The organism is Nocardia arseniciresistens, from assembly GCF_046764875.1.
Taxonomy (GTDB): Bacteria; Actinomycetota; Actinomycetes; order Mycobacteriales; family Mycobacteriaceae; genus Nocardia; species Nocardia arseniciresistens.
On record NZ_JBKORD010000018.1, the window covers coordinates 1 to 26666 of the forward strand.

Below are 26666 nucleotides of genomic sequence, written 5' to 3' on the forward strand. Positions count from 1 at the left end.
TTTCCGGCTTCGGTCAGCAGTAGCGCTTGTGGATCAACCTCGCACTGGGACCCCCATTCGAGTATCACGGTCACAGTCGAAGCGGTGATTGGAGCGTTTCCGCCACGTACGAGCTTCACGTTGTGCACACCGTTGATGCGGGGCCCCTTGTTACGCATGCGGCGGCGTGTCTTCTTTGCTGGTGGAGCTTGCGTGTCGTCGTCGCTGGTCGACACGTTCCCGGCCTCCAATCGCAGGCAGCCGCGGAGCTGCAGCCTGCGACCCAAATCGCAAGAGCAGATGGACAATCGGTGGTCGACGCAGAGGACTGAGTGAACGGGAGCCTGATCGGTGGAACGCTTCGATTTGATCTCCGTGGACGGCATCCGGCTGGATGCCGTTGTTCACCAGGCCGCGAGCGATCCGGCTCTCGGAGTGGTGCTGCTGGTACATGGCATCACGGTGGACAAGGACGAGGGTGGAGGGATGTTCGTCAGGTTGGCCCAGCGTTTGGCGGCCCAGGGGTTGAACGTTGTGCGGTTCAGCTTCCGCGGGCATGGGGCGAGCGCAGGCACTCAGGAGGGAGTCACAATCGCAGGTGAGTGCCTGGATCTGGAAGCCGCGGTGGTCGCTGTTCGTGAGCGATTCGGCGGGCAACGGTTGTCGATCGTGGCGGCCAGCTTCGGCGCTGTTTCCACCCTCCTGTCGCTGCACTGGCTCGATGACCTCAAACGGCTCGTGCTGTGGAATCCAGTCTTGGACCTACGCCACACGTTCGTTGCGCCGGAACTGGAGTGGGGAGAAGAGAACTTCGGTATTGATCAGCGGAAACAATTGGAAGACAACGGGTTCCTCCTCGTCGACGGCGAGTTCCGGCTCGGCCATGTCATATTCACAGAGTTCGAGCACTACGAGCTGTTGGATGCCTTTTCAGCCGCAGGGCCGCCGATGCTGATCGTGCATGGTGACCGTGATACAGCCGTCTCCTACGACATCGCCGCCGACACTGCGCGATCGCGACCGGACACCACGCTGCATACGGTTGTTGGTTCAGATCATGGGTTCGACTCTCGGGAGCGGGAAGATCAGGCAATCGGGGTGACAGTCGACTGGCTGGTCGCCCAGTCTGTAGTGGGGCCGTGAGAGTCGCGGACCTGTATGCACCTGTCCAGCTTGGTGATTCGGTCGCTGTGGGGAGCAGTGCACGCTCGGTTACCCGAATTGACGATGCGGGAGCACGGAACGTGAGACCGAGAAGAATCCGGTTGACCGTCGGCCTGCCCGCGGGGACGCTTCGACCCTGTGAACGAATTCCGGTCGTCAGTCACGCTCGAAGAGCTCAGCGAGGACAATCTCGGGCTGCTGCTCGAAGCGGCCGTCGCCGATGCCGATCCGCTCGAAGTGATGGCGGCTGTCGACGGGCCGCCGGGATGGACTTCGCGCCGCCGCTGGGCGTTCGTCGAATTCCATCGCGGGCGCGCGCTGCATCCGAGCGCGCCGACCGAACGAACCTTCGTCATCAAGGTCGACGGCCTGGCGGTCGGCGCCACCCGGCTGCAACCGCATGGTGCGGATGTCGAAGCGGGAATCTGGATTGGCCGCTCGTATCGCCACCGAGGTGTCGGCGGCATCGTCGCCGCCCAGGTGCGCGCGCTGGCCGCCGGGACCGGTGCGCGCCGGATCACCGCAGTGACGACGTCGGGCAATATCGCGGCACGGCGGCTCATCGAAACCGGTCTGATGGCACCGGTGCACATCGAGGGCGACGAGGTCACCGGCAGTTCCCACCTGGTTTGACGCCCGTAAGCGCGCTGATTGGTTCGCTGGCCGTCCCATGCGGTGCCACCCGCCCGTGCCGACCACGCTGTCACCGCGACGGATCTCGAACAGGTTCCGTCCTTGCAACAAGCACACAGAACGTTGCGCCGCAACCTACCGTCACCGAAACATGATGATGTCAAAATTCGCCTGCACCAACATCTTCAAATTGAGGGAGCCGCCGAGATTACCCGGTAAGTGCTGTCACAGATGACCTGTACAACCACGTCAGCGGGGTAACCGGCGTGTTGAAGGCCGGTCGCGGTGTCAGTGGAGTTGTCAGGTTGGTGTCCGTCAGCCCGGCGACAGTGTGTACATCGAACAAACGACCGGCACCGACACGGGCGGTGCCACAATCGATTTCGAGGAGTACACGACATGTCCATCACCATCGCCCTGACCGACCAGGACAAGAGCGCCCTGCGCACCGCCGCCCTCGACGCCGCTTGAAAAGGGGTGACGCAGCTGGTAGCTGCTCGCGGGGTCCTACCCCGCGCCTCAGCCACCAGCCGTGGAACTGAGGGTTGCCGATGCCTGAGCGACAACAGCCGCCACCACGCAGCATGTCGGTCCGAGAAGCGCTATAAAGCGAGCGATCCGAAAGAACCTGCGAGGGTCGCGCTGTCTGATTTCACCGATGCCTACCCGGCGGCGCGCCTCGCGCTTTGCAGTCTGACCGCGAATCTCGATGGCTCTGAATCCTGGTGGTAGGCAAGCCCCGCCGCCCAGTCCGGGCATGTCATCCACACTCGCTGCTCCGGCGAGTGTGACGGTGGTAGCTTCGCATGGTGCACAGCAATCCCGGTCAGATGCACGCCACGGCCGACCGCATGTCGTCCAGAGCCGACGAGTTCTGGGACGATATCGAGACTTTGCGCAAGGAAGCCGATGCGCTCATGTCCGCTGACTGGGTCGGTGAGGCAGCCGATACTCATGCCGCGCTGTGGACGGAGTGGGTCGAATCTGCCCGAACAGTCGCTGTCGCACTGCGTGAGGACGCGATGTTGGTACGTCAGGCCGCGGAGAGGTATACGAAGACCGACAGCGACAATGCGAGCGACGTCACCTATGTGCAGTTCGATCTGGGCGATTCTTGATGTCGGCCTATGTAGCGAACACTGACCAGATTCTGGCGCTCGTCGCCAAGGCTCGTTCGATCGGGCAGCAGATCGAGCAACGTATCGCCGACGTTGAGCGTGACGTTGCCGCGCTGCATATCGAATGGGAAGGCAGTGCGGCCGAAGCGCACCGGACCAAGCATGACACCTGGCAGCGCGAGATGCAGGACATGAAATCGGCACTCACCGAGCTCGAAACCGCTGCCGGAGCCGCGCGGGATCGATATCTTGCCAATGTCGAGCACAACAAGCGAATGTGGCCCTGATGGCACCTATCTCCGTGGACTCGCGCATCTTGTACAGTGCCGCGACACTGTACAAAGCTGCGTACCACAGTGCCGACAATGTCATCAAGACACTCGCGGCGGCACTCGACAAGGACTGGGGGTGCGCTGGCAGCGACAGCGCAGGGCGAACGTGGACAAACAGCTATGACCCAGCCGCATTCAAAGCTGTCGCCGCCGGAACAGATATTGTCAGCGCGTTCGGCAAGTTACACGACCTCCTCGCCTTTACTGCCGTCAACCACGCAAACACAGAGAAACTCAACAAAAACCCTCCCGAAACGTCCGACCCCGCCCCCGCGGTTCTCGCGGGCGTGACCGCACCGATATTCAAGGGCGCATTCGGTGGTGACTCCGATCCTCCATTCGGCTGGAGCATGATCAGCAGCTGGCTCCAAGGCCATACGTGGCCGAATGGAGATCCCGACAAACTGAGGAGGCTCGGCACCGCGTGGCGAACCGCCGCCAGAGGGCTACGTGACGCCAGCGCCGGAACGAGCCAGGCGTGGACGAATCTCGAGGAGAATGCGTCCGACGAACTACCGCAGGCTATCGACCAGATGGACGCGGTATGGATGGGCGTCGGTGAAGTCGCAACACAATACGAGAAGCTCGGCGGCGCATGTGAAGACTGGGCGCAGCAGATCGAGGACGCGCATCAGAAAATACTCGCCATACTCGCAGGAGCGATCGGGGTCGGTCTTCTCGCGGGCGTCGTGGTCGGCTTCTTCACTGCGGGAACAGGGGCGGTAGCGACAACAACCGCTACAGGCAGCGCCGCTGGCGCCGCCGTCGTCACAGTGCTCATCGCATTCGACACAACTGCAGCCGTTGCGACTGGGGTGACGGTCGCCGCGGGTGCGGCAGCTATCGGGGTAGCCACGGAGTTACAACCGCTCCTCGAAGCCAATCCTTCCCAGTTCAATACCAGTGCGAATGCGGGTGGGGGTGGAAGTAGTAGCAGTTATTCTCGCCCGCCTGAAGTTCCAAATGACTGGGTGCCTCGTACTGCGGACAATGGGAAGGGAGTGGTCTGGCAGAAGCCAGGATCGTCCGGGAATTCCGACACGATTCGGGTCATGCAGCCGAACTCGCAGTATCCGAATGGGTATGTCAGGTTTTACAATTCACATGGCCAGCCAGTCGATCTCGCAGGCAAGCCGGGCCCCAAGAGCACAACACATATCTCAATAAACCCAGATGGAACTTTCCCCAAGCCACAAGGATGGTAATGGAATTGCCGATTACCGGGCAGCGCGTCTCGGTCGCAGCCAGCGAATACATGGTCGAGGTCACGACCGCCGACGGATTCGAACTTCAGATCGAGGGAGATATGGAGATCGAATCCAATCGAGGCGACCGATGGGCTGTTGTGCTCGCGGACGGGGGCGGTTCGCAAAGCGATCTCGAACCTGTCCTTCGCGGCGCGATCACTTCCGCTGTCGTGAACTCTTCGGGAACCCTGACCATCGACTTGGACTCCGGGAACCGGCTCGTGGTCCCGCCAGATGAGGAATACGAGGCATGGACACTCGTTGGTCCGAACGGTTACCGGGTCGTATGCATGCCGAATGGTGAACTGGCAATTTGGACGGCCGACTGATCGGCTGCTCGCAGGCGCGTAGCGGCCGACCAGGTGTCGAACATCTTAGGAGTCCTGGTGGAATATTTGGACCAATGGAACGAAGAGCAACGTCGGGCCGCCGCGGACTGGCGGCGCAAGAATCGTCAGTTGCAGCAAGCACTCGCACAGATCACGGTCCGCGCCAGTTCCCGTAACGGCGAGCTGAGCGCGACGGTGGACGCACACGGCAAGGTCACCGATCTGCGGATAACTCCGCAAGCGCTACGGCTCGGAGAAGTCCAGCTCAGGAAAGCTCTACTGGAAGCCATCCAGCGCGCGCACTCGGACGCACAGCGCCAGGCCGAAGCAATCGCACGCCCATACACCGAGGAACCCGCTACCGCCGCCGCGATGACGTTCATCCGCGACATCCTGGGCCCCTCGACATGAACCGGTCGTCGGCATGTGCATCGTTGAGTTGTCATGTGCCCGAGACCATGTGGACGGCGAGGATGTAATTCGGGTGAATCCTCGGCGGGGCCTCGCAGTCGTCGTGTGGCGCAATGTCGATCCATGGCGCCTTCCTCGAGTATTGAGCAGGATAGGTCCGTGGCAGGGCCTGATATGACCGATTGGGCGGAATTCGCCAAGCGACTGGCCGAGCTGGCAGACACCCGATGTCGATCACCGACCGTACTGGTGGATCGAACTGCCATGGCCGATCAATTCAGCCATATACCGCCGGTTGTCGGCGATGGTGGTGACTGGACTCCGTGACGCTTTCCGAATCACCGACCCGGGCGCCTTGACCTACACCGCATGGAACAAGAACGAGGACGAGCGCGACCTTGACCTGCCCGTGCTCGGGCTGGCACGTCAGGTCTGATCGGTCGTCATACCGTCATGCGGACCGAAGTGATTGAAGATCCTGAACCATGGCCGATGATCTGGGCAGCATGACCCCTGTCCGCTGTCGGGTTGCCCCGCCGTTCGAGGGCCCTCCAGTCACCCAAACGGCTCGGCTGTCATCGGGGATACCGTGAAACCGATGGCGCACACCGGAATCGAGATCACCGCCGAGTTGGTGCGGGACCTGCTGTGTGACCAACACCCCGACCTCGCCCATTACCCCGTGCGGCTCGGCGCACGAGGCTGGGACAACCAACTATGGCGACTCGGCGAGGACCTCGCCGTCCGACTGCCCTGGGCAACAGAATCCGCCGACGCCCTACTACGCAAAGAACACACCTGGCTGCCCACCCTCGCCCCACACCTACCCTGCCGGTCCCCGTCCCCCAACGCCTCGGCGAACCCTCCCAACGATTCCCCCGCCCATGGCTCGTCACCACCTGGGTACCCGGCACCCCCGCCGACCACGCCCCCGCCACACACGCCACCGAGGCCGCCACCACCCTGGCCGCCTTCCTGACCGCACTGCACCAACCCGCCCCCGAAAACGCACCCACAGGCCGAGACCGCGGAGGACCACTGACCAACCACACCGAAGCGTTCGCCAAGCAACTCGCCTCAGCCACCGAACTAGCACTCATACCCGATCCAGACGTCATCCAAGCAGTCTGGGAAGACGCCGCCACCGCGCCCGGCTGGGCAGGCCCGCCTCTCTGGCTGCACGGCGACCTGCATCCAGCGAACGTCCTCACCGCCCACGGCACGATCTGTGGCGTGATCGACTTCGGTGACCTCTTCGCAGGCGATCCGGCCTTCGACCTCGCGGCCGCCTGGATCTTGTTGCCCGACAACGCCACCGACCACTTCCATACCGCCTACCGGCCGACCCCCGACGCCGCGACCCTGCACCGCGCCCGCGGATGGGCGGTACTACGCGCCTTCGCCGGAATCTTCATCGGCCACGCTGGGCTCCACAACCGCCCAGGCGGCAAACCCACCTGGGGTCCACCCGCCCAGGCTGCCCTGCAACGCCTCATTGCAACGACACATCGCTGATCAATCGTGAGCTGAGCCGGTGCTTCCCGCGCGGGGTGACGCGGCGGTTGCTCTCCACGGCAATAGCAGCGAACCCACCGGCAATACGACAGCCGCGTAATGCGTCTCGTTCTCTACCGCGCGGCATGCGGCATTACCCGATGCCAGTGTGCCTTGCTATGTAGTTCTTTCGGACCTTCAGCCGGGCCGCCTCGCCCGCCTGGGGCGTACTAGACACTTGACTGATGGAGGCAGTTTCACCGTGGTGGAGATCTGCAACTGCGCGATTTGCCGCGCTCAAGCAGCGCTCGATCGGCCGGGCGTGGCGGAGGTGCAGGTAGAAAGAAGCGCTCCATTCTCCTGCTGTGTGCTCGTCGAGCTCTGTTGGCCATCCAATCGCTTTGCAGCCCTCGGATATCCTGCTCGCTGCCTGATATGAGCCGCAGAAATTCAGGACCACGGTCTGTGGCGAATGATCGGTGTCGGCGATCGCGTCGACGACAGTGTCGATGTCGACATGTGCGTGTCCGCCGCTGCTGCGGAGGCACAAGCCAAGGTCGTTGACGTGTGCGCAGATGTGTAGCACTTCGGGCTTGTGCCGTTCGATTTCGATCGGAATGTCATCAAGGGTCACATCCAGCGCCGGATATGTCGCGATGTACCCGGTGGTCACGCGTTGGATCCTGCCGATCTCCTCGTCGAACCGGTTCTTGCCTGGATGGGGGTTGCCAGCGAGGATCAGGATCCCGCCTCGTAGCGCTCCTCGATAGGTTGTGGCGGCAGAACTGCTTTGAGTGGTGTGCTGTGAGAACGATTGGTTGCTGGATTGAAGGAAGGAGATGTTCTGCGTTGCAAAGAGCGGGCGGTCGGTTTCTTGGAGAGCAGGCTCTTTTGGCGCGACGATCTTCGGCTCACGCGCGGGCTCGCCGGGCTGATGTTTTGGCTCGGCTAGATTTCGCTGTAGCTCGGTTGCGATCGCGCTGCCAAGCCATCGTTCGATGTCATGCCAGCGCACGCCGTGGTAGCGCGCGGTGCGGGCACTCTCGCACAAGCGGCTCCAGTGGTTCTCTGCGGCGAACCATGACTTGGCCTGGATCAGGTCCTCGTAGGCGCGCCGAAGGAGCCTTTGGTACTCCGGCAGATCGGGCGAGCGCTCGATGGGCTGCATGTATTGCTCATCCACCGGCAGCGGTGGAGTTGGGCACAGCCGAGATGGTTTGGCCGACCACGTCTCGGAACTCCTGGCGGCGTTCGATGAGCCGCCGCAGGGTGGCCCGCATGGTTGCTCGGTCTTGTTCAGTGCTCTGGGCAGTGGCCTCGGCGAGGGATGCCGCGGCGCTACCGGTGTCGCCGTGTGCCAGCTGGGCGACCGCGGTCAGGAAAGGGCCGTAGCAGTGCATTTGGGCAAGTCGGGGAGCGGCGAGCAGAATCGGTTGCAGGAGTTCGGGTTTGCCGTCTTGGACGGCGTCGAGCGCAGCGTCGCGGGCGGCGATCGGGTCGGTGACTAGGTCGAAGACGTCGGATAGCTTCCACCGGCGCGCAAGCTGCACGATGCCGAGATGCTGGGCAGCGACCGGGTCGCCGCCACTGCCGGGGCGGTCGAGACCACCCAGGTGTGCCAGGATTTTATCGGTCCGGGAGTTGTTCAGTACGGTGTCGTGGATAGCCTGGTCGGACAAGAAGTTTTGGGACTCGCGCCAGGACTCCGTCCGGGTCCAGTCGTTCAGTAGTTCGAAATGTTCTTGGTTGTGTCGGTGTTCGGTGAGTACGGGGTCGAGGCCGTGTTCGGCGATATCGGAGGTGAGCTCACTGATTTGGGTGGCGCTGGAGTTTTCGGGGTAGAGGATGCTGATCGCGTGCAGTGTCGGCGTAGTGGAGGCCAGGGCTGCGTGGTTGTCGCGGATCAGCGCTTCACGCTCGCGCCATCGCGCAGCCCGGGTCCACGTGTTGAGGATGTCGATGATCCCCTCATCGAGATCCATCAGCGCCCAGGGTGGGATGTCGTCAGGAGCCTCGCCGTCACGGACGATCGCTCGAACGGTATCGCGTATCTCGCGTCGTGCCGGGCCGGCGCAGTGCGGGTCCTTCTCAGCCAGCGCAATTTTGATCGCGTCGAATAAATCCGCTATGGCGCCGGCCCGGTCCTCGTGAGCGTGTCGGAACCGAGCACGAGCGGCCAGTACCCGCGCACCGCTTGCCTGGCGCAGTTCCGCAGCCGCCACGCCAAATGCTGCTAACGCGTCGCTGTGGCGTCCGACCTCCGATAGCCGGGTGCCGAGGTTGTTCAACGACTTGGCCAGGTTTGGTAGGTAGGCGGCAGGGCTGGCCGCTGCCAGTCGGCGGTAGAGGGTGACTGCTTCCTCGACGGGGCTCAGTGCCTCGTCGCGGCGCCCGACCTCCGACAACATGGTGCCGAGGTTGCTCAACACGCCCGCCAAGCCCGGTAGGTAGGCGGCGTTGTCCGCTGCCAGTCGGCGGTAGAGGGTGACTGCTTCCTCGACGGGGCTCAGTGCCTCGTCGAGGCGCCCGACGTCTGATAACCGGGTGCCGAGGTTGCCCAACGACATGGCCAGGTCTGGTAGGTAGGCGGCAGGGCTGGCCTCGGCCAGTCGGCGGTAGAGGGTGACTGCTTCCTCGGCGGGGCTTAGTGCCTCGTCGAGGCGCCCGACCTCCGATAACCGGGTGCCGAGGTTGTCCAACGACATGGCCAGGTCTGGTAGGTAGGCGGCAGGGCTGGCCTCGGCCAGTCGGCGGTAGAGGGTGACTGCTTCCTCGACGGGGCTTAGTGCCTCGTCGCGGCGCCCGACCTCCGATAACCGGATACCGAGGTTGCCCAACACGCCCGCCAGGTCTGGTAGGTAGGCGGGGTTGGCCTCGGCCAGCTGGTGGTGGAGGGTGACTGCTTCCTCGGCGGGGCTTAGTGCCTCGTCGAGGCGCCCGACCTTCGACAACGCGGCGCCGAGGTTGTTTAACGACATGGCCAGGTCTGGTAGGTAGGCGGGGTTGGCCTCGGCCAGTTGGCGGTAGAGGGTGACTGCTTCCTCGACGGGGCTTAGTGCCTCGTCGCGGCGCCCGACCTTCGACAACGCGGCGCCGAGGTTGTTTAACGACATGGCCAGGCCTGGTAGGTAGGCGGGGTTGGCCTCGGCCAGTTGGCGGTAGAGAGTGGCTGTTTCCTCGACGGGGCTAAGTGCCTCGTCGCGACGCCCGACCTCCGACAACCGGATACCGAGGTTATTCAACGTGCCAGCCACGTTCGGTAGGTGGGCGGGGTTGGCTTTGGCCAGTTGGTGGTAGAGGGTGACTGCTTCCTCTGTGGGGGCCAGTGCCTCGTCGTGGCGCCCGACCTCTGATAACCGGGCGCCGAGGTTGTTCAACGCAAGAGCCAGGTCTGGTAGGTAGGCGGGGTTGGCCTCGGCCAGTTGGTGGTGGAGGGTGACTGCTTCCTCTGTGGGGGCCAGTGCCTCGTCGTGGCGCCCGACCTCTGATAACCGGGTGCCGAGGTTGTTCAACGCAAGAGCCAGGTCCGGTAGGCAGGCGGGGTTGGCGGCCAGCTGACGGTGGAGGGTGACCGCTTCCTCTGTAGAGGTCAGTGCCTCGTCGCGGCGTCCGACCTCCGACAACATGGCTCCGAGGTTGCTCAACGACGTGGCCACCTTCGGTAGGTAGGCGGCAGGGCTGGCCGCTGCCAGTCGGCGGTAGAGGGTGACTGCTTCCTCGGCGGGGCTTAGTGCCTCGTCGCGGCGCCCGACCTCCGATAACCGGATACCGAGGTTGCTCAACGACATGGCCAGGTCTGGTAGGTAGGCGGCAGGGCCGGCCTCGGCCAGTCGGCGGTAGAGGGTGACTGCTTCCTCGGCGGGGCTTAGTGCCTCGTCGCGGCGTCCGACCTCCGATAACCGGATACCGAGGTTGTTCAAGGCACCCGCCAGGTCTGGTAGGTAGGCGGGGTTGGCCTCGGCCAGCTGGTGGTGGAGGGTGACTGCTTCCTCGACGGGGCTTAGTGCCTCGTCGAGGCGCCCGACCTCCGATAACCGGAATCCGAGGTTGCCCAACGACATGGCCAGGTCTGGTAGGTAGGCGGGGTTGTCCTCGGCCAATCGGCGGTAGAGGGTGACTGCTTCCTCGACGGGGCTTAGTGCCTCGTCGAGGCGCCCGACCTCCGATAACCGGATACCGAGGTTGCCCAACACGCCCGCCAGGTCTGGTAGGTACGCGGGGTTGTCCTCGGCCAATCGGCGGTAGAGGGTGACCGCTTCCTCGTTGCTGTTCAGCGCTTGTCCCAGGTTGTCTTGGCCACCGAGATCCGACAGCCGCCCGCTGAGCGTGCTCAACCTGTCGGCTTGGGCTGCAAGCTTGCTGTTGCTGTTGCTGTTGTCGGGCGCGGTGTCGATGGCGTGTCTGGCCGCCACGGCCGCCAGCCGTGCCAGCGCCGAATGGCCGAAGGGGATAGCGGTAGCGAGCTGGGTGAGCGGCAGCGGAGTGTTCCCGACTCTCGCGAGGTCTTCCAATGCGCCCGCGAACGGACCGCCGATCGCCAACGCGATCGCGTACGCCGGCTCCCAGTGGATCCGCTGCTCCGGTATCCCGTTGCTACGCAACGCGGTTTCGGCAAGTCGAGCGGCTGCCAGCGGATCGGTTTGCGCCGAACGAGTAATCGTCAGATACACATTCAGCCGCTCATCGCGGCTCATCGTGTCTTCGTCGTCGATGATCACGTCCGTGCACCGATCGAGGCAGCGCAGCAACAATGGGCGGCTCTCCTCAGCGGTCAAACCGGGCTGCGGGTCCAGGTCTGCGACAAAGGTTGTCGCGGCGAGATGGTCGCCGACCGGGTCCGGTTGTAGCCGTAGCTGTCCGTCGCCGTCGTCGGGCAGCATCGCGGGTATCAGCTCGGCGAGTTCGGCTCGCTGTACCGGAGTGAGAGTTGGGCATGCCCGCAGGATCACCTCGAGCCGTCGAGTGGTTGTGCCGGTGGCGGTGACGCACGCCAATGCCTGCCGCAATGTCGCATCGGGCAGCGGCGGTGCCTCGATCTCCTCCCCGTCGGCCTGCGTTGTCGCGAAGCGTCTCGCGTACACGCGATTCCAATAGCGGATCTCGTGGCGCAGGATCTTGTCGTAGAGGGCTGTCGTGTTCTGCGGCGCTGCGCCTTCCGGGTCATGCGCGGCAAGCCAGGCGAACATGACGATATCCAAGGTGCTCAACTGTGCGGTCGGCTGCCAAGGCTCGCCGGTCCCACCGAACGAGTCGTATGCGCGGTAGAAGAGCCGGTCCGGGTCGGGGTGGCGTGGTTGCAGAGCGATCGGCAGGGGCCGAGCGATGTGCCGTTGCCCTTCCCGTGGCGGCTCTGCCAGCAGACTTGTCAGTGTGGCCCACCAGCTGCCCGGTTCGGTGGGCAGGGAGCGCGAGGTGAGCAGCACGCATGCACGGAGCCCGCGGCGATCGCGGCGCAGCGCCAGCAACAGCCGCTCTAGATCTTGTTGGCGGGCGGCTTCGGCGTAGTCCACGACCACCAACAGCGGGGTGACGGTGCGGGCGAGCCAGTCGATGTCCTGCTCGGTCGAGTTACGAGGCAGGAATCCGGTGATCCACCCGTTCTGCTCAGCTAGCCGCTGGGCCAGCTCGGCCGCCAAACGGGTTTTGCCTGCCCCGCCCTCGCTGTGCACGACGGCGAGGCGAATCGCGTCGGAATCAACGCCGCCGTACTCGAAATGGTCACGCAGCAACAGCAATTCCGGGCGCGGCGTGAACCGCACCGTCGGGAACCGTGCCCACAACGCCCGCAATGGCCGATCGTCCTGGTCGGGGTCGGGGTCTTGCGCAGGGTTGGCGTACGGGGAAGTCAACGGGTTCGCACCCGGCCACACCTGATAGCAGTCGCCGCCGTCGTACACCCGGCCCACATCGACACCGACCGACCACCTGTCACCTACCAGCAGCCCCGCCCCGGAGACGACCGCCTCCTCGAACGAGACAGGCGTGCGCTGCGTACTTCGCGCGGCCAGCGCGACATCTATCGCCAGGAATGCCCCGTGCCCGTCGGCCTCGTCACGCACAGCGCCGACCAGCGCGCCGGGGATGCCCGACATGGTGTGCGGCTCATCACCTAACGGAAAGTCGGGGTGCGTGCCGCCGCGCCACTCGCCGTCCATCCACACCACCACGAAGGCGTGCGCGGGCGCGTGCTCACGGTCCACCACGACAATTATCGGATGCAGTCCCGCGTGTAGGCAGGCGCCTGCGTAGATCAGCGACAGGTCCAGACAGTTACCGATGCGGGGAGAACCCAGTACCTCACCCGGGTCCCGGACATGCTGGCCATGCGCAGCGAATCTCTCATCGGCGTAACGGATCCCGGCGAACGACAACGCTCGATACGCCTCGCGGGCTCGTTCTAGCCGTGAGCCGCTTCCGGGCCCTGGTAGCCCGCCTGTTGTGCCGTCGCCGCGCCGCTCCACCATGGCGGCGACGATGTCCGGGTGCACATAGCGCCACAACTGCCCTGGCTCGCGGTGGCGGTCCCACACCGGCCATACGGGTATTTCGCTGCTCATCGGCCCGTCTCTCCTGGCAGTACCGCGATAAGGTCGGTGCAGGTCAGGTTGTCGTGGCCGGGAACTCGGGCGGCTGAGACCTCGACGCGATAGTTGCCGGGCGGCAGCGGATCCACCGTCGCCGCCCACCATCGACTGTCGGTCGAAGCCAAATACGGGTCGGCCACCGGCATTCCGAGATCCCCGCTCTCCGTCAGCGCTCGCACCTGGACACGAAAACTGGTGGCCGCGTCGGGCTCGATGCCACGCAACCGGGCGCCGATCCTGATCGGCTGCCCGCTGACGTACTGCTCATCCAGGTCCAGTCCCAGCCACGCCACCGGCGTTCTTCCAGGACCCCGAACAGGGTCTGCGGGAACATTCCAATATTTGCGCAGCCTGTCCACGATCGCGTCCGTGGTCGCGATGGCCATGTGCCGGCAACCCTTCGGGTCCAGATCGTGGTCATCGACGTACTCGTCGGTGTCGAACTGCCAGGGCACCGCCGACAGACCCGGCACGGTAGCGTCCCCGTCTGGTCGCGGATTGTTCTCGGCGTGCCACTCCGGGTCATCCTTGGTGATGCTCAGCTTGCCGTCGGTGATTTCGGCTCGCCCCAGCGTGGCATGGCCATAGGAGTACAAGCAGACGATCTTCGGCCGGAGGTTCTCCGAAATCGTGGACCAGTCGCTGTCCATCTTCTCGTGCAGCAGATACGCCTCGCGCGCCTTCGCACTGTCCAGGCCGGGAAGCTGCAACTGATACGGGCGCAGCAACTCGTCGCCGTCTTTAATCATTTCGTAGCGCGGCAGCAGCTCATACATCGACGGCCACTTGCGTAGCACTGCCACGACCCGCTCAGGCGCACCCGAAATCCCGGCCAGCCAAGCCAGTGCCTTCGGCGCGCCCCGATGCGGAGTGCCCAACGTCAGCAGGCGATTACACACCTGCCAGCCGCCCAGGACGCTAATCCAGTACCGAGCAACCACGCCACCCATCGAATGAGCCACGACAATCACTTCGCGGTCGCCCCGCCAGTCGTGGACCACCTGATCCAGGTACTCCGCCGCATACGCGACACTCCGGCGGAAGTCGTACGGCACCACGACAACATCGGCATTCGGATCAACCGGTGCTCCAGGACGCGCCGTGGCTATCGTCGCTCCGAGTGTGCTTTCCAGTCGCCGAAACAGTCGCCGATAACGCGGTACTCGCGGGAGCGCTTGCACCACCGCAAGATCGGGCATCAAACCAACTGGAACGAGCTCCCGATCCAGATCCAGCCCCGACGGATCGAGGAAAGCACCTGGCGCGGACAAAGTACTCCAGCGCCCACGATCACCATCCGGATCGTTCAACCGCGAACCGGCGATACCTGGCAGATACACCACCAACTGACGAGCCTTGCCCACACCCCTCCTTCCAAGACCCATGACGGGCCTACCCCACGTGGTGCTGTACCGACTTCGATGTGAAGGACGCGAAAATCCTACGCTTCATTGGGGAAGCCGGTCCCGAACCAGCGTAGAGACGACAAACACTCCCCACAGTCGTTCAAACAGCTCACACCACCACAACCCAACCAGCCAGGGTTCTGAGGCTCCACACATCAACCTTCGAGGCCGTCGTATCCGATATTCGGCAGAAGCGGACGTTCACCAACCGCGCGCCCAGCGGCAATTGAGGACGTCGAATCGGTGGCGCAAACCATAGCTCTCGGTCTTGAATGTCTTGCCAACAGACGATCCGTCTAAGTGTTCGTTTCATTCACGCAGTGAAGGATGGGCTTGGTTGATAACAGTGCAGCGCGGTCTGTGAGTCCGATTGTCGGAAGCAGGTAGCTGGCAAGGGGCGGAGGGATCGATCGCTGGCGTGAGATCTGATCGATGGTTTCCTACGCCGCCAGGGCATTCACGCCCACTCGAGACCCGCGATTTTCACGACCTTGGCGGAGGTGAATACGGCGCGCGGAGAAGAAACGGCCCTGTCCGTGCAGCCCGTTATCCTCGCGTCATGGGAGCAGCGATATGGGTAGATCGTCAGGGTGTGTCCGAGATGGCCAAGGCGGCAAGGGAATTCGAAGAGGGGTGGACACGGTTGGGAGTCGAGGGGTTGCTCGCACAAGTCTGGCCGAATGCGCGGATTTCTGGCACCGATGATCGGGTGGACCACATTGTCATCGTGGTCGCGGATGCGCGCGAGCTCGACGAGGGAGATTGTCGACCGGCGTTGGCGGCCGCCCTGCACGAGGTGAGTACCGAACTGTGGCGGCTGTGGGACGAGCCCAGTGGTGTCCGAGTGGCGGCGGAAACTGGTGCGAGCTGGACGTTTCCGAAGATCGTGGTCGGAGTGACGGTCGGTGAGCGCTCGATCGACCTGTGGCTGATCAACCCGGCCGAACAGCGGCGATTGGCCGACATTGAACAGCGGGCGGTGGCCGAGTTCATTACGTCGAAAGAATGGACCACGGTTGTCGCAGCAGTAGCGGTGTTGGCGCAAGCAGACCCGGACACCTGGTCGCGCACCGATATGGGCCGTACTTTCGGCGTGGTCGGGTGGACGCTCGAGGAGGACGAGTCGGGGACTGTCCGAGCCAACTCCGGTGCGGCCTCCCTGGGCGCATTGCGCTCGTCAGAATTTCAGCGCCGATACGGCTACGGCGAATTCCAGAGCATGTGGCTGATGGCGCGCCTGCCCGCGCAGGTCCTTGACCTGGCCTACACGGCTGCGTTGGCGGAGTGCGTGCAGATACTCGGTACTCCGTCGTTCGTCGGTGGTCCCAATGCCTTCGCCACCTGGCGGCGTAGCGCGACGACACTGATGCTGTCGCGGAGTGCGCGGTTGGGGACCGGTCTGCTCGAAATGGATCTGCTTCCAACCGAGGCGAAGGAGAACGCGGACTACTCCAACGCCAAGTGGGACGAGGATTGGGAGCCGTTGGAGTGCTGGCGGATCCGCCCGGATGACACGACGAGTCGCGCCGATATCGACGGGATGTGGTTGGCGTCGGATCCGAAGGCTACCGACTGGACGTCCTTCGATCGAAATGTGCAGCGGCTGTTCAGTTCACTTGCTACCGATTTGCCGGTGCTGCACCCGTACGCGACTGCGATCGTGTGGGTGATCGTTCCGGCGGACGAGCAGGGTTTCGTCGCTCAGGGATGGTTCGAGGCGACGCGCAGCCGGGTGGAGACCAAAGAGGGGGGTGAGACGGTGTTTCGTGACTTTCCGCCGGGTGTCGCCGCGGCCGAGGAGATCATCGCGATCACCCAGGCAGCGGTGCGGGTGGCGGCTGAGGCTCCGGACGGATTGCGGTATTACGCGTTCGCGACCGCGAAACCGCAGTGCTTGATGGACTTCCGGCTCGGTCTCGCCGACAGCGTCGACAGGTAGCCCGACAGGCTGTTGACATTCCCTGAGAGCACGGATGGTCGCCGGTGTGCGCCCACGGGAGGTCGATATGACACATCCACCCACACGCCCCGGTGCCGATTCGAGTGGCGTTGCCTACTGCATGGATAGGGCAGGTCAATCTGTCACCTGATCGTGCAGCAGTCCCGTTTGAGTCTGCGCCTATGGCGATCGCAGTATGCTCGCCCGGTGAACCAATCTGCGGTGCTGGCTATCTCGGCGGTGCTTGCACTCGTGCCGTTGATCGCCAACCTCAGTGCTTGGCTAAGAGCACGCCGAGCGACAGTTCGCATCAGTCTTGTTGTCGATGGGACGTCTATCGAGCTGCGTGGGAACAGTTCTGCCGATGCATCAGCCATCGCTCAAGCACTATCCAAGCTGAACATCACTGCGGACTTAACCGCCGAGGCCGAGGTCGAGTCTGCTGCAACCGAAAGCAAAGAACCGCCTCAGGAGACCCGGTATGACCGCGACTGACGTTCAAGCTCAAGTACGTCGGCGCAGATCAACCGGTCATATAGACACGAGGGGGCCGCGGGGCGGCAGTCAGATCGGCGGCGCCACTGGCGGGACCGCCCTTGTTGTAATCGCTCAACAGCTAGGTACCCATTCGTGGCCCGGGATGCTCTTGATGTATGCGGCACCGATGATCGCCGTCGGATACAGCGGCGTGCTCATGCAGTTGCACATGTTGGTTGAGTCGACAAGAAGGCGTTCGGAGGAGAAGGAAGCCCAGCGGAAGATCAATGCCGCCCATGCCGGTGTCGAAGCGTTACTGAAGAACTCGCACGCCACGGAGAAGCACAAAAGAGAGCTTCGCGGTGTACTGGAGGGTATCGAAAGGGAGGCTGCCAATCGTCACCTTGGTCATGTCAAGGCATTGAAATGAATGCCCGCCAAACGTCCTGTAGTCAGTGCGGGTTCAGGCGGTCATCGCAACGCTTGGTTGAGTGCTTCTGATGGTGTCTTGAACCCCAGGGTTTGTCGAGGTCGTTGGTTGAGTTCGTCAGCGATGGCATCGAGGTCGGTTTGGGTGTAGTCGCGCATATCGACGGTGCGGGGAAGGTATTGGCGGACAAGTGGAGTGGTGAACCGTCCCGGGTTTGATGCCCACCTTCTTGATTGGGAAGGTAGACATCATGCCGAGCAAGTACGACGCGGCGACGAAGGCGAAGGCGGTTCGTCTGGTTCGCGAGCACCGGGACGATTACGCCTCGGAGTGGGCAGCGATCACCACGATCGCGGGCCGGATGGGGATGACCCCGGAGACGTTGCGGAAGTGGGCTCGCCAAGCCGCGGTCGATGAGGGCGATTCCGAGGGTGTCTCCACGGCGGCCTCGCGGGAGATCCGCGAGTTGAAGCGCAAGAACGCCGAGCTGGAAAAGACAATCGAAATCCTCAAGGCGGCAACGTCTTTCTTCGTTCGGGAGTGCGACCCGAAACAGAGGTGATCTGCCGGTTCATCGCCGAGCATCGAGCTCGGTTCGGGGTCGCACCGATCTGCCGCGCGCTGTCCGCGCACGGCTGCAAGATCGCCCCGAGGACCTTCCATGCCTGGAACAAACGGGCACCTTCGAAACGGTCGCTGTGGGACGCGGCGGTGACCGAGATCTTGGCCGGCTATTACGAGCCCGATGAGCAGGGGCGGCGTCGGCCGGAGTCGTTGTATGGGTCGTTGAAGATGTGGGCTCACCTGCGACGCCAAGGCATTCCGGTGGCCAAGTCCACGGTGGAGCGGCTGATGCGCGCCAACAGCTGGAAGGGAGCCACCCGAGCCAGAACCGTGCGCACGACCGTGGCCGATCCAGCGGCGCAGCGGGCACCGGATCTGGTCGACCGTCAGTTTCGGGTACCGGCACCGAACCGCCTGGTTGTTGCCGATTTCACCTATGTTCGGTTGGCGACAGGGACGTTTGTCTATACCGCGTTCGTGATCGATGCCTACGCCGGAAGAATCATCGGCTGGGAATGCTCGACATCCAAGCACACCAGCTTTGTCGAATCCGCGATCCGGCAAGCGGCCGCGGTGCGAGCACGCGAAGGTAATCCATTGTCCGGAGCCACAATTCACCATTCGGACGCAGGGTCGCGCAATACACGTCGGTGCGGTTCGGTGAATCGCTGATGCTGTCGGGGATGATTCCATCGATCGGCTCGGTCGGTGATGCATTCGATAATGCGTTGGCAGAGACGATAATTGGGCTCTATAAGACCGAAGCGATACGAGATAGCTCACCGTTCCGGCGCGGCCCCCTCAACAGGCTCGCCGACGTCGAAACCCTCACCGCGGATTGGATCCACTGGTATAACACCAGCCGACTCATGCACCGACTCAGCCGCACACCACCGGTCGAATACGAAGCCGACTACTATGCACACCGCGCCGAGCAACCGGCCGGTGACAGATAAACCGGTGAGTATCAAACCCGGGACGGTTCAGTGACAGATAAACCGGTGAGTATCAAACCCGGGACGGTTCAGTGGTCCCCTGAAGTTGGACACCGTAAGTAAGCGTCCATCTTCAGGAGGGCAGGCCGATGTACTTGGGAAGCACGTTGAGTCAGGCCGACGCCGTCTCGGCCGTCGAACTGTTTGAACAGAGCTTCACCGCGAAGTCCGCGTCCCTGTCCCTTGACCTCGCCCCGAACCCCGTTCAAATGTTGTACCAGCGATGGCAGCTGAGAGGACGGGACGCGCTGGTGACGAGGGAACGCAGGCAGTACGACTTCGGGACCAAGCTCGAGATCGTGCTCCGTCATGTAACGGGCGAGTCGGGACGGGCTCTCGCCGAGGAATACGGGCTCCCCTCGCCCAGCACCGTCGCCAACTGGACGAGTATCTATCGACGCGAGGGCGAAGACGGGCTGCGACCCAAGACGCGCGGCCAGCCCCCGACCGATCGCGGAAACCCTCCACCGCAGAACGAGATCGAGACGCTGCGCAAGGAGAACGAGCGGTTGCGCGCAGAGGTCGCGTACCTGGGAAAATTGCGGGCCTTGAAGTCACAGGAACGACGCTGAAGGTTCAAGCCGTCGAAGACCTCAAGGCGCAGTACCCACTGTCGCTCTTGCTGCAGATCGCGCACCTTCCCCGGTCAACGTTCTACGACCACCGGAACAGAATCGCCCGCGCGGATCGGCATGCTGAGCTGAAAGAAGCCATCCGTCAAGCCTTTGAAGAGGCAAGACGCGCATACGGGCACCGGCGCATCCCGGCGATCCTGCTGCGTCGCGGGTGGCGGGTGTCGAAGAAGACTGTGCTGAAACTGATGCGCACGCTCGGCCTGCAGTGCCCTGTGCGCCGCCGGCGAAGATACAACTCCTTCCGGGGCGAGGTTGGCCAGGCGGCCGACAACGTGTTGAACCGCGAGTTCACCGCAGCGGTCAAGCACACCAAGTGGGTCACGGAGACCGAGTTCGCGATCGGTGCCTCCAAGGTGTATGTCTCGCCAGTCCTCGACCTCTATAACAACCGAGTCATCTCTGCCGCGGCCGGGCCATCACCGAGCGTGAAGATGGTCACCGATGGCCTGCGCACCGCAATCGACAGCCTGCAGTCAGGTGAGAAACCGCTGGTTCACTCCGATCAAGGATTTCAGTACCGCCACCCCCTCTGGCAGGACGTGCTCCGCGAGGCCGGCCTCACTCAATCCATGTCCAGAAAATGCACGTGCCTCGACAACGCCGTCATGGAAGGATTCTTCAGCCATCTCAAAGAGGAATGGTTCCGAATCCAGCAGCCCGCGACCATTGACGAGTTCCACACCGGACTGACCGACTACCTGCAGTGGTGGAACACGACCCGCATCCAACAACGGCTCGGCTACCTCAGCCCCGACGAGTACCTCGCCCAAACCTCCGCCGCCGCATAAGGTTTAATTCCAAGGTCCAACTTTTGGGGACCACTCCGGATTCCAAGGGGGCAATCGACCTGTACACCGAGAACGAGCCCTGTCCCGCGTGCGACAATGTTATCGAACAGTTCCGGCAGAGGTTCCCAGGAGTGAAACTCAATGTCACCTACACCAACGTTCCCAAATGACACCAGCCTGCGAGAAGCGGAACGCTTCCGGCAGGCTTTGCTTGACACCGGCTTCGCAACTGCTGACGAGATCGCCGGTTGCACCGATGAAGAGATATCTCGCGTTGCAGCTGTAGCAACTTTTCCGTTGCCCGATGAGTGCCTGGCTTTTCTGAAAGTGCTGGGCCGTAAGGCTGGAACTTTCTTTCAGGGGAAAGGAATGTTTTTTCCTGAGCCGTTGGATACTTACGAGGCGGCTGAGGGTATCGCGGCGGAGCCTGGTGAGGATTTGACCGTTGAGGACAGATTCTTTTTTGGTCACCATCAGGGTTATCAGGTCTTCTTTTTTGAAAAAGGTCGTCCTGAGGTGTTTGTGTACGTTGAAGGCCATCCAGGTGAAATACAGAAGCTCGGGGAATCGTTCTTTGGCTGGTTGTGGTTGGTGTGTGAACGGTCCCAGCTTCTGAGGGAGGATACCGAGCGGCGACGGGCGGAGAACGAAGCCGTAAGACAGCAGATGCGCGCCGAGGGGAAACTTTAGGTGATGGCTGAACCGAGTGACTGGGAAGCGAAGCAGCGTGAGGTAGTCGCGGACCTGACGCAAAGGTCACGTGCTGTGGAAGAGGCGCTGAGCCGGATAAAAATCCGAGTGCCGTCACGCAACGGCGAACTGGGCGTAGTGGTGAACGCGCAAGGTCACATACTCGACGTCCGACTCGCCCCGCAGGCACTCCGGTTGGGAACAGCCGGACTGGCCCAGGCGCTCGTGGAGACCATAAAACGAGCCGAGGGTGAAGCGGCGAAACAGGCGGCGGAAGCCGCGAAACCCTTGACGAGCGACCCACGCATCACGGCCACCCTGTCGGAATCACGCCAAATGCGCAACGAGGCGGACTCGACTCGATCAACCACTCGATGATGCAGATAAGCGATGTTATAGGCCATGCGAAGGTCAACCCGCGGTCTGATATCCGCCTGGCTACCTTCGAACCCGCTCAACGCCTGAATTCTGTTACACACTCCTGAACAGCGGCGGCCATCGGACCTACCACTGCTGCCGCGTTCAGGGCGGCAGGTGGCTAGGCCTGAGTCAGCAGAGGCCTCCGAGAGCACCGCCGGGCCACGATGTATGGATGTGCGGCTGCGCCGCTGACAGGCTGGTCTTGGCAGAGGACGTCTCGGTGGCGAAGGAGTATGAGGGGTTGTGTTGCGATAATCAGTTGAGACCGGCAATCCGCAAGCACGACGATAACGCGGTGGCCGACAACGAAGACTTTACGAATCGGATCGAATGGCGCGAGCTGCCCCGTTCAGCGCGGAATGCGGTCGAGCGCCGCCTCGGCTCGACGATTCGATCGGCGACCACCCAGAAGGGTGGGTTCAGCCACGGTGTAGCCGCTCGACTTGAATTAAGTGACGGCCGAACGGTTTTCGCGAAGGCAATCGACAACGACGATGCCCTCGTAACGATGTATCGCACCGAAGCCGAGACTGCGGCCCGACTGCCGCGCACCGTGCCCGCACCCGCAGTTCAGGCCTCGATCAATACCGCAGGATGGCTCATCACGATATTCGACGACGTCGAGGGCCGTCATCCCCGACTCGAGCAACCCATAGAACTGGCGGCCGTGCTCGCCGTGGTCGAGCGGCTGGCCGAGCTACTGACTCCCAGCCCACTGCCTGATGCACCGACGATCGCTGATGAATACGGACCAGAGCTGATCGCCTGGCGGCAGTTCGCCGAACACGGACCGCCCTCGGATCTCGACGAATGGTCGCTTCGCCACCTGGACCGTTTAGCCGAACTGGAAACGATGTGGTGCGAGGCGGCGGCGGGTGAAACGTTGCTGCACACCGACCTTCGCCCGGACAACATGCTGCTTCGATCCGACGGCAGCGTCGTGGTTGTGGACTGGGCGTGGCCATGCCGCGGCGCCACCTGGGTCGATCTGGTCTCCCTGGCACCCTCGATCGCCGCCAGCGTGATCGACCCCGACCCGATACTCGCCACCCATCCCACAACTCGTGACACCGATCCCGCCGCGATCAGCGCCTTTGTGTGCGCGCTGACCGGCTATTGGGAACGCAACAGCCGCAGGCCAGCACTGCCCCGGTCACCGAAACTACGTCGCTACCAAGCCCATGCGGCCTACGTATCCACTGAATGGTTGAGCCGCCGACTTGGCTGGCAATAGCGCCAGCCTTGGAGATTCCCGGCCTTTACGCCGACCACGCGGGGTATGCCGGGGGAATCACGATCCATCCGTGGTCAATGCTTTCGGCTTTGGCGTTCGCTCCGAGTTCTCGACGTAGATGTCCCCTGAGGTCACGAAAGGCGTCATCGACTGACTGTGGTGCCGCCTTATGTCTGCCACGAGGCTTCATCAAAGTGACCGATACTGGTTTGATGGCTGACACCCTTGAGGGGATCGCTGGTCGGGTGATGCAGGCGGTTCCGTCAGATCGCGCACTCGTCGCGATCGATGGCGTTGACGGGAGCGGCAAGAGCACGTTCGCATCGAAACTCGTGAAGCATGTGCACACTCGGCCCGCAATCGTGCTGCACGCCGACCACTTTTTCAATCCGTCCGCGGTCCGTCACGCGAGGGGCTGGAACTCCCCGGAGGGCTTCTGGCTCGACTCGTACAACTATGCCGCGCTGCGCTCGTACGCTCTTGAGCCTCTCCGCCGAGGTGGTGACGGTTGGTACCACAACGCTTCCTACGATTCGGCAACAGACACCACCACGTGCCCTCCCGAGATACAAGCGCCCCGCGACGCACTTGTGCTGGTCGAGGGGTTGTTTCTGCATCGCGATGAACTCGTGGACCTCTGGGATATGTCGATCTTTCTCCATGTGCCGTTTTACGAGACCGGGGCTGGACCCAGGAGCAACTGGACAAGGAAGTCAACAGCCTCCCCGAAAAGTTCCATGTCGAGGATTCAACCGGAAACCGAAGCGGCCGAAGGGAACAGAAGTAGATGACGCAACGAGACGAATGGGGCCGAACCCCACTGCACTACGCCGCCTTGAATGGTGATCTCGACGCGATCGAGCGCCTGCTCGCGACCGAGGATGTCAATGTCCGTGACAACGAGGACTGGACCCCGCTGCACTTCGCCGCGCAGGACGCGCACCCCGACGCAGTCGAGCGGCTCCTCGACGCTGGAGCCGACGTCGATGCGTTGACCGACAAGGGGATGCCAGCGATCTACTGGGCGGCCACCGCCACAGGCGGTGACCCTGTGGCCACGATCCGTGTCCTGCGTGCACGCGGTGCTGATCCGAGGCGGGAGACGATCAAAACCTACTTCGGTCCCAAGAGCCCGTTGCATTTCATCAACGAAACCACCAACAAACCCCACATCAAAGCTGAGTTCGCGGACCTGCTGTGAGTGACGGCCCCGACATCGACGCCGCGATCGAGGAGATGAAAACCAAAGCCGCGCAGGTGCAGGCAGCGCTCGCCAAGATCCGCGGCATCGGCACAGCAGGCAATGGCACCGTCACCGCGATCGTTGACTCGGGTGGGCATCTGCGTGATCTGAAGCTCCACCGCAGCGCCCTGCAATGGGGGGACAAGCTGTCAGGCATGATCCTGCAAGCGACCGTCACCGCCGAGCAGGACGCGGCGGCTAAAGCGGAGCTGGCGATACGTCCACTCACGCAAGACCAACGCGTCGAGGCCGGGATGCGAACGATCCGCGAAACACTCGGACAGGCCGAGCCCAAGCCGCGTGCCCCGGAAATTATGACCGAAGAGCAAATCCAGGCCGCCGACGATGCCTACTTCGAGCGCATGAACGAACGAGGCTGGAACCAGTAGTACCTGATCAACAAAGCCCACGAGGTACAAACAGCCTGCCCGTTGGCTTGTAGCTATCCGCCAGTCGATACCGAACTGTGGATGGGTGTGGAGTCGCACCCGGTGGTGCAGAACGGGATCGAGGCTGGCGATCGTCTCGCCGCCACACTGGGCGCGCACCGCACTGTGGGCGGAGTGTGCACCGTGTTCGTGAGGCGCACCAAGTCCGCGGTTTTCGTCTGGATGGGTGATCCGCCATCACTGCGGATAGGCAGCTTGACCGATGATGCACCGGTAACGGACCGGTTGGACATGATTGCTGTCATCCTGACGGACGCGGGCATCAGTACTAGGGTCTCTTCCGACATTCGCCAAGATCTATGGCGCAAACTGGTGTTCATCGCATCCTTCGGTGGTGTTGCCGCACTGTCGGATGCATCTGCCGGGTTGTGCGCGGCCAGCCGCGGACTCGAGGGTTGATCCATGCAGGTCTGCGCGAGTGGCGACGGTAGCGCGAGCGGCATCGGTCGATATCACCGAAGCCGATGAAGCGCGGCACTATCCAGACTGGACGGGTCAGATCCAGACGCCACAGCATCGATGATGCGAGATGTCTACGCTGGCAGGCCATTTGAGCTGTATGACCATACTGGTGCGGTCGTGCACTATGGGGAGTGGCTCGGCGTTCCTATCCCCACCCACACTGTTATCTACAGCGCACTACTACCGCGCGAACTGCGGGCACGTGGCGATATAACAGATCCGACTTGGTCGCCGTCACCACGCTGTGCCTGCCGGGTCATGCAGCCGTTATCTCAATAGGGAGGAGATACATCATCGCGCGATCCGCGAACACCTCGCATGACGCTGTTGTGGGTCCCAGACGGCTGGCTGCAAGAGGCCAAACCAGTTCGCGTGGTGTTTCGCCGTCGTGCCGATCATCTCGGCGATCCTGCACTAGCTACTCAGCTGCAAGACAAATTCTACGAACTGTTCCAGTGTCATGCTCCTGGTGTCGCTTCCGCCTGAAGACTGGATCTGGCACGGTTTGCGTGATTGACCCGACTCGGATTGCCAACGGGCGCTTGATGATCGATCATGTCGCTGGTGTTCTGATCTTGGACCGTTCGCGGTCTTGTTCCCGCATCTGGCTGGGCTGCAGGTCGACGGCGTGGCCTCGACCGGGCTTCGAGTGAACCTTGACGTGAGCACCGTCGACGAGGTGGCCACCTGTCCAGACTGCGCATCGCAGTCCTGGCGGGTTCATAGCCGCTATCGGCGGCGGTTGTCCGATACCGCGATCACCGGTCGGGAGGTGGTGATCAGGTTGCGGGTGAGGCGGTTGTTCTGCGATAACTCCGATTGCGGCAGAAGAACTTTCGCCGAGCAACTGCCAGGACTGACCGCGCGACATTCCCGGCGAACGGCCATTCTGCAGCGCTTGTTGTGTGCGGTCGCGTTGGCATTGGGTGGGCGTCCAGGTGCTCTCCTCTGGTCGGGTAAGGATCGCGCGGGCCTGGCGGATCTACTCGGCGGTCATGGCAGGTGGCCGGCCGAGGCGTTGCCCGCGGGCGCGTGCGGCGGCCAGCCCCTCGTTGGTGCCCTGCACGATGAGTTCGCGGATGAACTCGGCGAGCGCGGCGAACACGTGGAACACGAGCCTGCCGCCAGGGGTGGTGGTGTCGAGGGCTTTGTGTAGGGAGCGGAATCCGAGGCCGCGCTTGCGAAGTCCCGCGACGATCGAGATGAGGTCTTGCAGACTGCGGCCGGGCCGGTCCAGTGACGGCACCACGAGGTGTCGCCGGGGCACAGGTAGTCGTGGCACGCCGCCAGTTCCTCGCGTTCGGCGTTCTTGCCCGATTTCTTGTCGGTGAAGATTCGCTGGCATCCGGCCGTGGTGAGCGCGGCGATCTGGCGGTCGAGCAGCTGGCCCTTGGTTGAGACCCCGTGGCCGACGAGGGCGCCGCCGCCTCCGATCGGATCGAGTGCGTCACCGTCGAGTGCGAGCGGGTTCGGCGATGTCGAGGGCATGAGTCTGGCTGGCCATGGCCGAGACTGTACGAGAAACGTCCGACAGGACTTGCTGAACACCAATCGTTTTCGACACGTTTGTTGAACACCGTGTCGGCGCGAACGACTGTGACTCACAGCCATAAGTGGCGGTGATTTCGCGCTGTACGGTGGCG

Annotated in this window: 27 protein-coding genes, 3 pseudogenes and 1 other annotated feature; of the genes and pseudogenes, 25 read left to right on the forward strand and 5 right to left on the reverse strand. The window is 62.9% G+C overall.

Annotated elements, in window-relative coordinates; all coding sequences use genetic code 11:
* A partial coding sequence (locus ACLMAJ_RS29345) for a hypothetical protein (RefSeq protein ID WP_412017097.1) occupies nt 1-215 on the reverse strand: 215 nt, incomplete at its 3' end.
* A 115-nt stretch (nt 216-330) separates the two neighbouring features.
* Between ACLMAJ_RS29345 and ACLMAJ_RS29350 the strand changes: the two genes are divergently transcribed.
* The 9 genes from ACLMAJ_RS29350 to ACLMAJ_RS29390 all read left to right on the forward strand — a co-directional run bounded on the left by ACLMAJ_RS29350 (nt 331) and on the right by ACLMAJ_RS29390 (nt 6728).
* Nucleotides 331-1122: an alpha/beta hydrolase family protein gene (locus ACLMAJ_RS29350; RefSeq protein WP_412017098.1), complete on the forward strand. Its 792-nt coding sequence runs from the start codon at nt 331-333 to the stop codon at nt 1120-1122.
* A 159-nt stretch (nt 1123-1281) separates the two neighbouring features.
* Nucleotides 1282-1776, forward strand: a complete 495-nt coding sequence (locus ACLMAJ_RS29355; RefSeq protein WP_412017099.1) for a GNAT family N-acetyltransferase — start codon at nt 1282-1284, stop codon at nt 1774-1776.
* Between the two features lie 806 nt (nt 1777-2582).
* Entirely contained in the window at nt 2583-2894 is a 312-nt protein-coding gene (locus ACLMAJ_RS29360; RefSeq protein ID WP_412017100.1) for a WXG100 family type VII secretion target, read from the forward strand.
* Nucleotides 2894-3181 carry a WXG100 family type VII secretion target gene (locus ACLMAJ_RS29365; protein WP_412017101.1) on the forward strand — a complete coding sequence of 96 codons (288 nt, stop codon included), beginning with the start codon at nt 2894-2896 and terminating at the stop codon, nt 3179-3181. The genes ACLMAJ_RS29360 and ACLMAJ_RS29365 overlap by 1 nt, the downstream gene beginning before the upstream one ends.
* The gene (locus ACLMAJ_RS29370) at nt 3181-4431 is read left to right on the forward strand and encodes a WXG100-like domain-containing protein (RefSeq protein ID WP_412017102.1); all 1251 of its coding nucleotides are present in this window, start codon (nt 3181-3183) and stop codon (nt 4429-4431) included. The genes ACLMAJ_RS29365 and ACLMAJ_RS29370 overlap by 1 nt, the downstream gene beginning before the upstream one ends.
* A complete protein-coding gene (locus ACLMAJ_RS29375; RefSeq protein WP_412017103.1) occupies nt 4431-4802 on the forward strand; it encodes a DUF6188 family protein in 372 nt (123 codons plus the stop codon). Before ACLMAJ_RS29370 ends, ACLMAJ_RS29375 begins: the two co-directional genes overlap by 1 nt.
* Before the next feature lie 57 nt (nt 4803-4859).
* Nucleotides 4860-5213: a YbaB/EbfC family nucleoid-associated protein gene (locus ACLMAJ_RS29380; RefSeq protein WP_412017104.1), complete on the forward strand. Its 354-nt coding sequence runs from the start codon at nt 4860-4862 to the stop codon at nt 5211-5213.
* 181 nt (nt 5214-5394) lie between these two features.
* A complete protein-coding gene (locus ACLMAJ_RS29385) occupies nt 5395-5649 on the forward strand; it encodes a TY-Chap domain-containing protein (protein WP_412017290.1) in 255 nt (84 codons plus the stop codon).
* A gap of 281 nt (nt 5650-5930) precedes the next feature.
* Entirely contained in the window at nt 5931-6728 is a 798-nt protein-coding gene (locus ACLMAJ_RS29390; protein ID WP_412017105.1) for a phosphotransferase, read from the forward strand.
* A 133-nt stretch (nt 6729-6861) separates the two neighbouring features.
* On the opposite strand, the gene ACLMAJ_RS29395 is transcribed toward ACLMAJ_RS29390, so the two are convergent.
* From ACLMAJ_RS29395 to ACLMAJ_RS29405, 3 genes are read right to left on the reverse strand one after another with little or no spacing between them, the layout of a single operon-like run.
* Complete coding sequence (locus ACLMAJ_RS29395; RefSeq protein WP_412017106.1) at nt 6862-7875, reverse strand: hypothetical protein; 1014 nt, start codon at nt 7873-7875, stop codon at nt 6862-6864.
* A 7-nt stretch (nt 7876-7882) separates the two neighbouring features.
* The gene (locus ACLMAJ_RS29400) at nt 7883-13264 is read right to left on the reverse strand and encodes a tetratricopeptide repeat protein (protein WP_412017107.1); all 5382 of its coding nucleotides are present in this window, start codon (nt 13262-13264) and stop codon (nt 7883-7885) included.
* Nucleotides 13261-14655 carry an alpha/beta hydrolase gene (locus tag ACLMAJ_RS29405; protein ID WP_412017108.1) on the reverse strand — a complete coding sequence of 465 codons (1395 nt, stop codon included), beginning with the start codon at nt 14653-14655 and terminating at the stop codon, nt 13261-13263. The genes ACLMAJ_RS29400 and ACLMAJ_RS29405 overlap by 4 nt, the downstream gene beginning before the upstream one ends.
* A gap of 601 nt (nt 14656-15256) precedes the next feature.
* Here ACLMAJ_RS29405 and ACLMAJ_RS29410 point away from each other — a divergent pair.
* The 16 genes and pseudogenes from ACLMAJ_RS29410 to ACLMAJ_RS29485 all read left to right on the forward strand — a co-directional run bounded on the left by ACLMAJ_RS29410 (nt 15257) and on the right by ACLMAJ_RS29485 (nt 26179).
* Nucleotides 15257-16636 carry a DUF6301 family protein gene (locus ACLMAJ_RS29410; protein ID WP_412017109.1) on the forward strand — a complete coding sequence of 460 codons (1380 nt, stop codon included), beginning with the start codon at nt 15257-15259 and terminating at the stop codon, nt 16634-16636.
* A 207-nt stretch (nt 16637-16843) separates the two neighbouring features.
* Entirely contained in the window at nt 16844-17131 is a 288-nt protein-coding gene (locus ACLMAJ_RS29415) for an effector-associated constant component EACC1 (protein ID WP_412017110.1), read from the forward strand.
* The gene (locus ACLMAJ_RS29420; RefSeq protein ID WP_412017111.1) at nt 17118-17543 is read left to right on the forward strand and encodes a hypothetical protein; all 426 of its coding nucleotides are present in this window, start codon (nt 17118-17120) and stop codon (nt 17541-17543) included. Before ACLMAJ_RS29415 ends, ACLMAJ_RS29420 begins: the two co-directional genes overlap by 14 nt.
* A gap of 250 nt (nt 17544-17793) precedes the next feature.
* Nucleotides 17794-19063, forward strand: a pseudogene (locus tag ACLMAJ_RS29425) (IS3 family transposase).
* Nucleotides 18063-18194, forward strand: a sequence feature (AL1L pseudoknot). (Overlaps the previous pseudogene by 132 nt.)
* Before the next feature lie 248 nt (nt 19064-19311).
* Nucleotides 19312-19533: pseudogene (locus ACLMAJ_RS29430) on the forward strand (helix-turn-helix domain-containing protein); the annotation flags it as partial.
* Nucleotides 19482-20525 (forward strand): IS3 family transposase, encoded by a 1044-nt coding sequence (locus ACLMAJ_RS29435; protein WP_412017291.1) that lies wholly within the window; start codon nt 19482-19484, stop codon nt 20523-20525. The pseudogene ACLMAJ_RS29430 and the gene ACLMAJ_RS29435, both read left to right, overlap by 52 nt.
* Nucleotides 20444-20695 carry a deaminase domain-containing protein gene (locus ACLMAJ_RS29440; RefSeq protein ID WP_412017292.1) on the forward strand — a complete coding sequence of 84 codons (252 nt, stop codon included), beginning with the start codon at nt 20444-20446 and terminating at the stop codon, nt 20693-20695. Before ACLMAJ_RS29435 ends, ACLMAJ_RS29440 begins: the two co-directional genes overlap by 82 nt.
* The gene (locus ACLMAJ_RS29445; protein WP_412017112.1) at nt 20667-21215 is read left to right on the forward strand and encodes an SMI1/KNR4 family protein; all 549 of its coding nucleotides are present in this window, start codon (nt 20667-20669) and stop codon (nt 21213-21215) included. The genes ACLMAJ_RS29440 and ACLMAJ_RS29445 overlap by 29 nt, the downstream gene beginning before the upstream one ends.
* A gap of 3 nt (nt 21216-21218) precedes the next feature.
* Nucleotides 21219-21593, forward strand: coding sequence for a YbaB/EbfC family nucleoid-associated protein (locus ACLMAJ_RS29450; RefSeq protein ID WP_412017113.1), 375 nt, complete (start codon nt 21219-21221; stop codon nt 21591-21593).
* A gap of 337 nt (nt 21594-21930) precedes the next feature.
* Nucleotides 21931-22869 (forward strand): phosphotransferase, encoded by a 939-nt coding sequence (locus tag ACLMAJ_RS29455; RefSeq protein ID WP_412017114.1) that lies wholly within the window; start codon nt 21931-21933, stop codon nt 22867-22869.
* 212 nt (nt 22870-23081) lie between these two features.
* Nucleotides 23082-23660: a nucleoside/nucleotide kinase family protein gene (locus ACLMAJ_RS38045; RefSeq protein ID WP_423246481.1), complete on the forward strand. Its 579-nt coding sequence runs from the start codon at nt 23082-23084 to the stop codon at nt 23658-23660.
* Nucleotides 23657-24070 (forward strand): ankyrin repeat domain-containing protein, encoded by a 414-nt coding sequence (locus tag ACLMAJ_RS29465; RefSeq protein WP_412017115.1) that lies wholly within the window; start codon nt 23657-23659, stop codon nt 24068-24070. Before ACLMAJ_RS38045 ends, ACLMAJ_RS29465 begins: the two co-directional genes overlap by 4 nt.
* Nucleotides 24067-24501, forward strand: coding sequence for a YbaB/EbfC family nucleoid-associated protein (locus tag ACLMAJ_RS29470; protein ID WP_412017116.1), 435 nt, complete (start codon nt 24067-24069; stop codon nt 24499-24501). The genes ACLMAJ_RS29465 and ACLMAJ_RS29470 overlap by 4 nt, the downstream gene beginning before the upstream one ends.
* Nucleotides 24502-24582: 81 nt before the next feature.
* Nucleotides 24583-24960: a ketopantoate reductase family protein gene (locus ACLMAJ_RS29475; protein WP_412017117.1), complete on the forward strand. Its 378-nt coding sequence runs from the start codon at nt 24583-24585 to the stop codon at nt 24958-24960.
* Between the two features lie 87 nt (nt 24961-25047).
* On the forward strand, nt 25048-25302 hold the full coding sequence (locus tag ACLMAJ_RS29480) for a ketopantoate reductase family protein (RefSeq protein WP_412017294.1): 255 nt from the start codon (nt 25048-25050) through the stop codon (nt 25300-25302).
* Nucleotides 25303-25702: 400 nt separating this feature from the next.
* Nucleotides 25703-26179: a transposase family protein gene (locus tag ACLMAJ_RS29485; protein ID WP_412017295.1), complete on the forward strand. Its 477-nt coding sequence runs from the start codon at nt 25703-25705 to the stop codon at nt 26177-26179.
* Here ACLMAJ_RS29485 and ACLMAJ_RS29490 read toward each other — a convergent pair.
* Nucleotides 26102-26634: pseudogene (locus ACLMAJ_RS29490) on the reverse strand (recombinase family protein); the annotation flags it as partial. The gene ACLMAJ_RS29485 and the pseudogene ACLMAJ_RS29490 overlap by 78 nt on opposite strands.
* Nucleotides 26635-26666 lie beyond the last annotated feature (32 nt).

Coding starts and splice junctions, on each gene's coding strand:
- ACLMAJ_RS29360 (WP_412017100.1), top strand. CDS start 2,583: ATGGTGCACAGCAATCCCGGTCAGATGCACGCCACGGCCGACCGCATG.
- ACLMAJ_RS29365 (WP_412017101.1), top strand. CDS start 2,894: ATGTCGGCCTATGTAGCGAACACTGACCAGATTCTGGCGCTCGTCGCC.
- ACLMAJ_RS29370 (WP_412017102.1), top strand. CDS start 3,181: ATGGCACCTATCTCCGTGGACTCGCGCATCTTGTACAGTGCCGCGACA.
- ACLMAJ_RS29375 (WP_412017103.1), top strand. CDS start 4,431: ATGGAATTGCCGATTACCGGGCAGCGCGTCTCGGTCGCAGCCAGCGAA.
- ACLMAJ_RS29390 (WP_412017105.1), top strand. CDS start 5,931: ATGGCGACTCGGCGAGGACCTCGCCGTCCGACTGCCCTGGGCAACAGA.
- ACLMAJ_RS29395 (WP_412017106.1), bottom strand. CDS start 7,875: ATGCAGCCCATCGAGCGCTCGCCCGATCTGCCGGAGTACCAAAGGCTC.
- ACLMAJ_RS29400 (WP_412017107.1), bottom strand. CDS start 13,264: ATGAGCAGCGAAATACCCGTATGGCCGGTGTGGGACCGCCACCGCGAG.
- ACLMAJ_RS29410 (WP_412017109.1), top strand. CDS start 15,257: ATGGGAGCAGCGATATGGGTAGATCGTCAGGGTGTGTCCGAGATGGCC.
- ACLMAJ_RS29420 (WP_412017111.1), top strand. CDS start 17,118: ATGACCGCGACTGACGTTCAAGCTCAAGTACGTCGGCGCAGATCAACC.
- ACLMAJ_RS29445 (WP_412017112.1), top strand. CDS start 20,667: ATGTCACCTACACCAACGTTCCCAAATGACACCAGCCTGCGAGAAGCG.
- ACLMAJ_RS29450 (WP_412017113.1), top strand. CDS start 21,219: ATGGCTGAACCGAGTGACTGGGAAGCGAAGCAGCGTGAGGTAGTCGCG.
- ACLMAJ_RS38045 (WP_423246481.1), top strand. CDS start 23,082: ATGGCTGACACCCTTGAGGGGATCGCTGGTCGGGTGATGCAGGCGGTT.
- ACLMAJ_RS29465 (WP_412017115.1), top strand. CDS start 23,657: ATGACGCAACGAGACGAATGGGGCCGAACCCCACTGCACTACGCCGCC.
- ACLMAJ_RS29475 (WP_412017117.1), top strand. CDS start 24,583: ATGGGTGTGGAGTCGCACCCGGTGGTGCAGAACGGGATCGAGGCTGGC.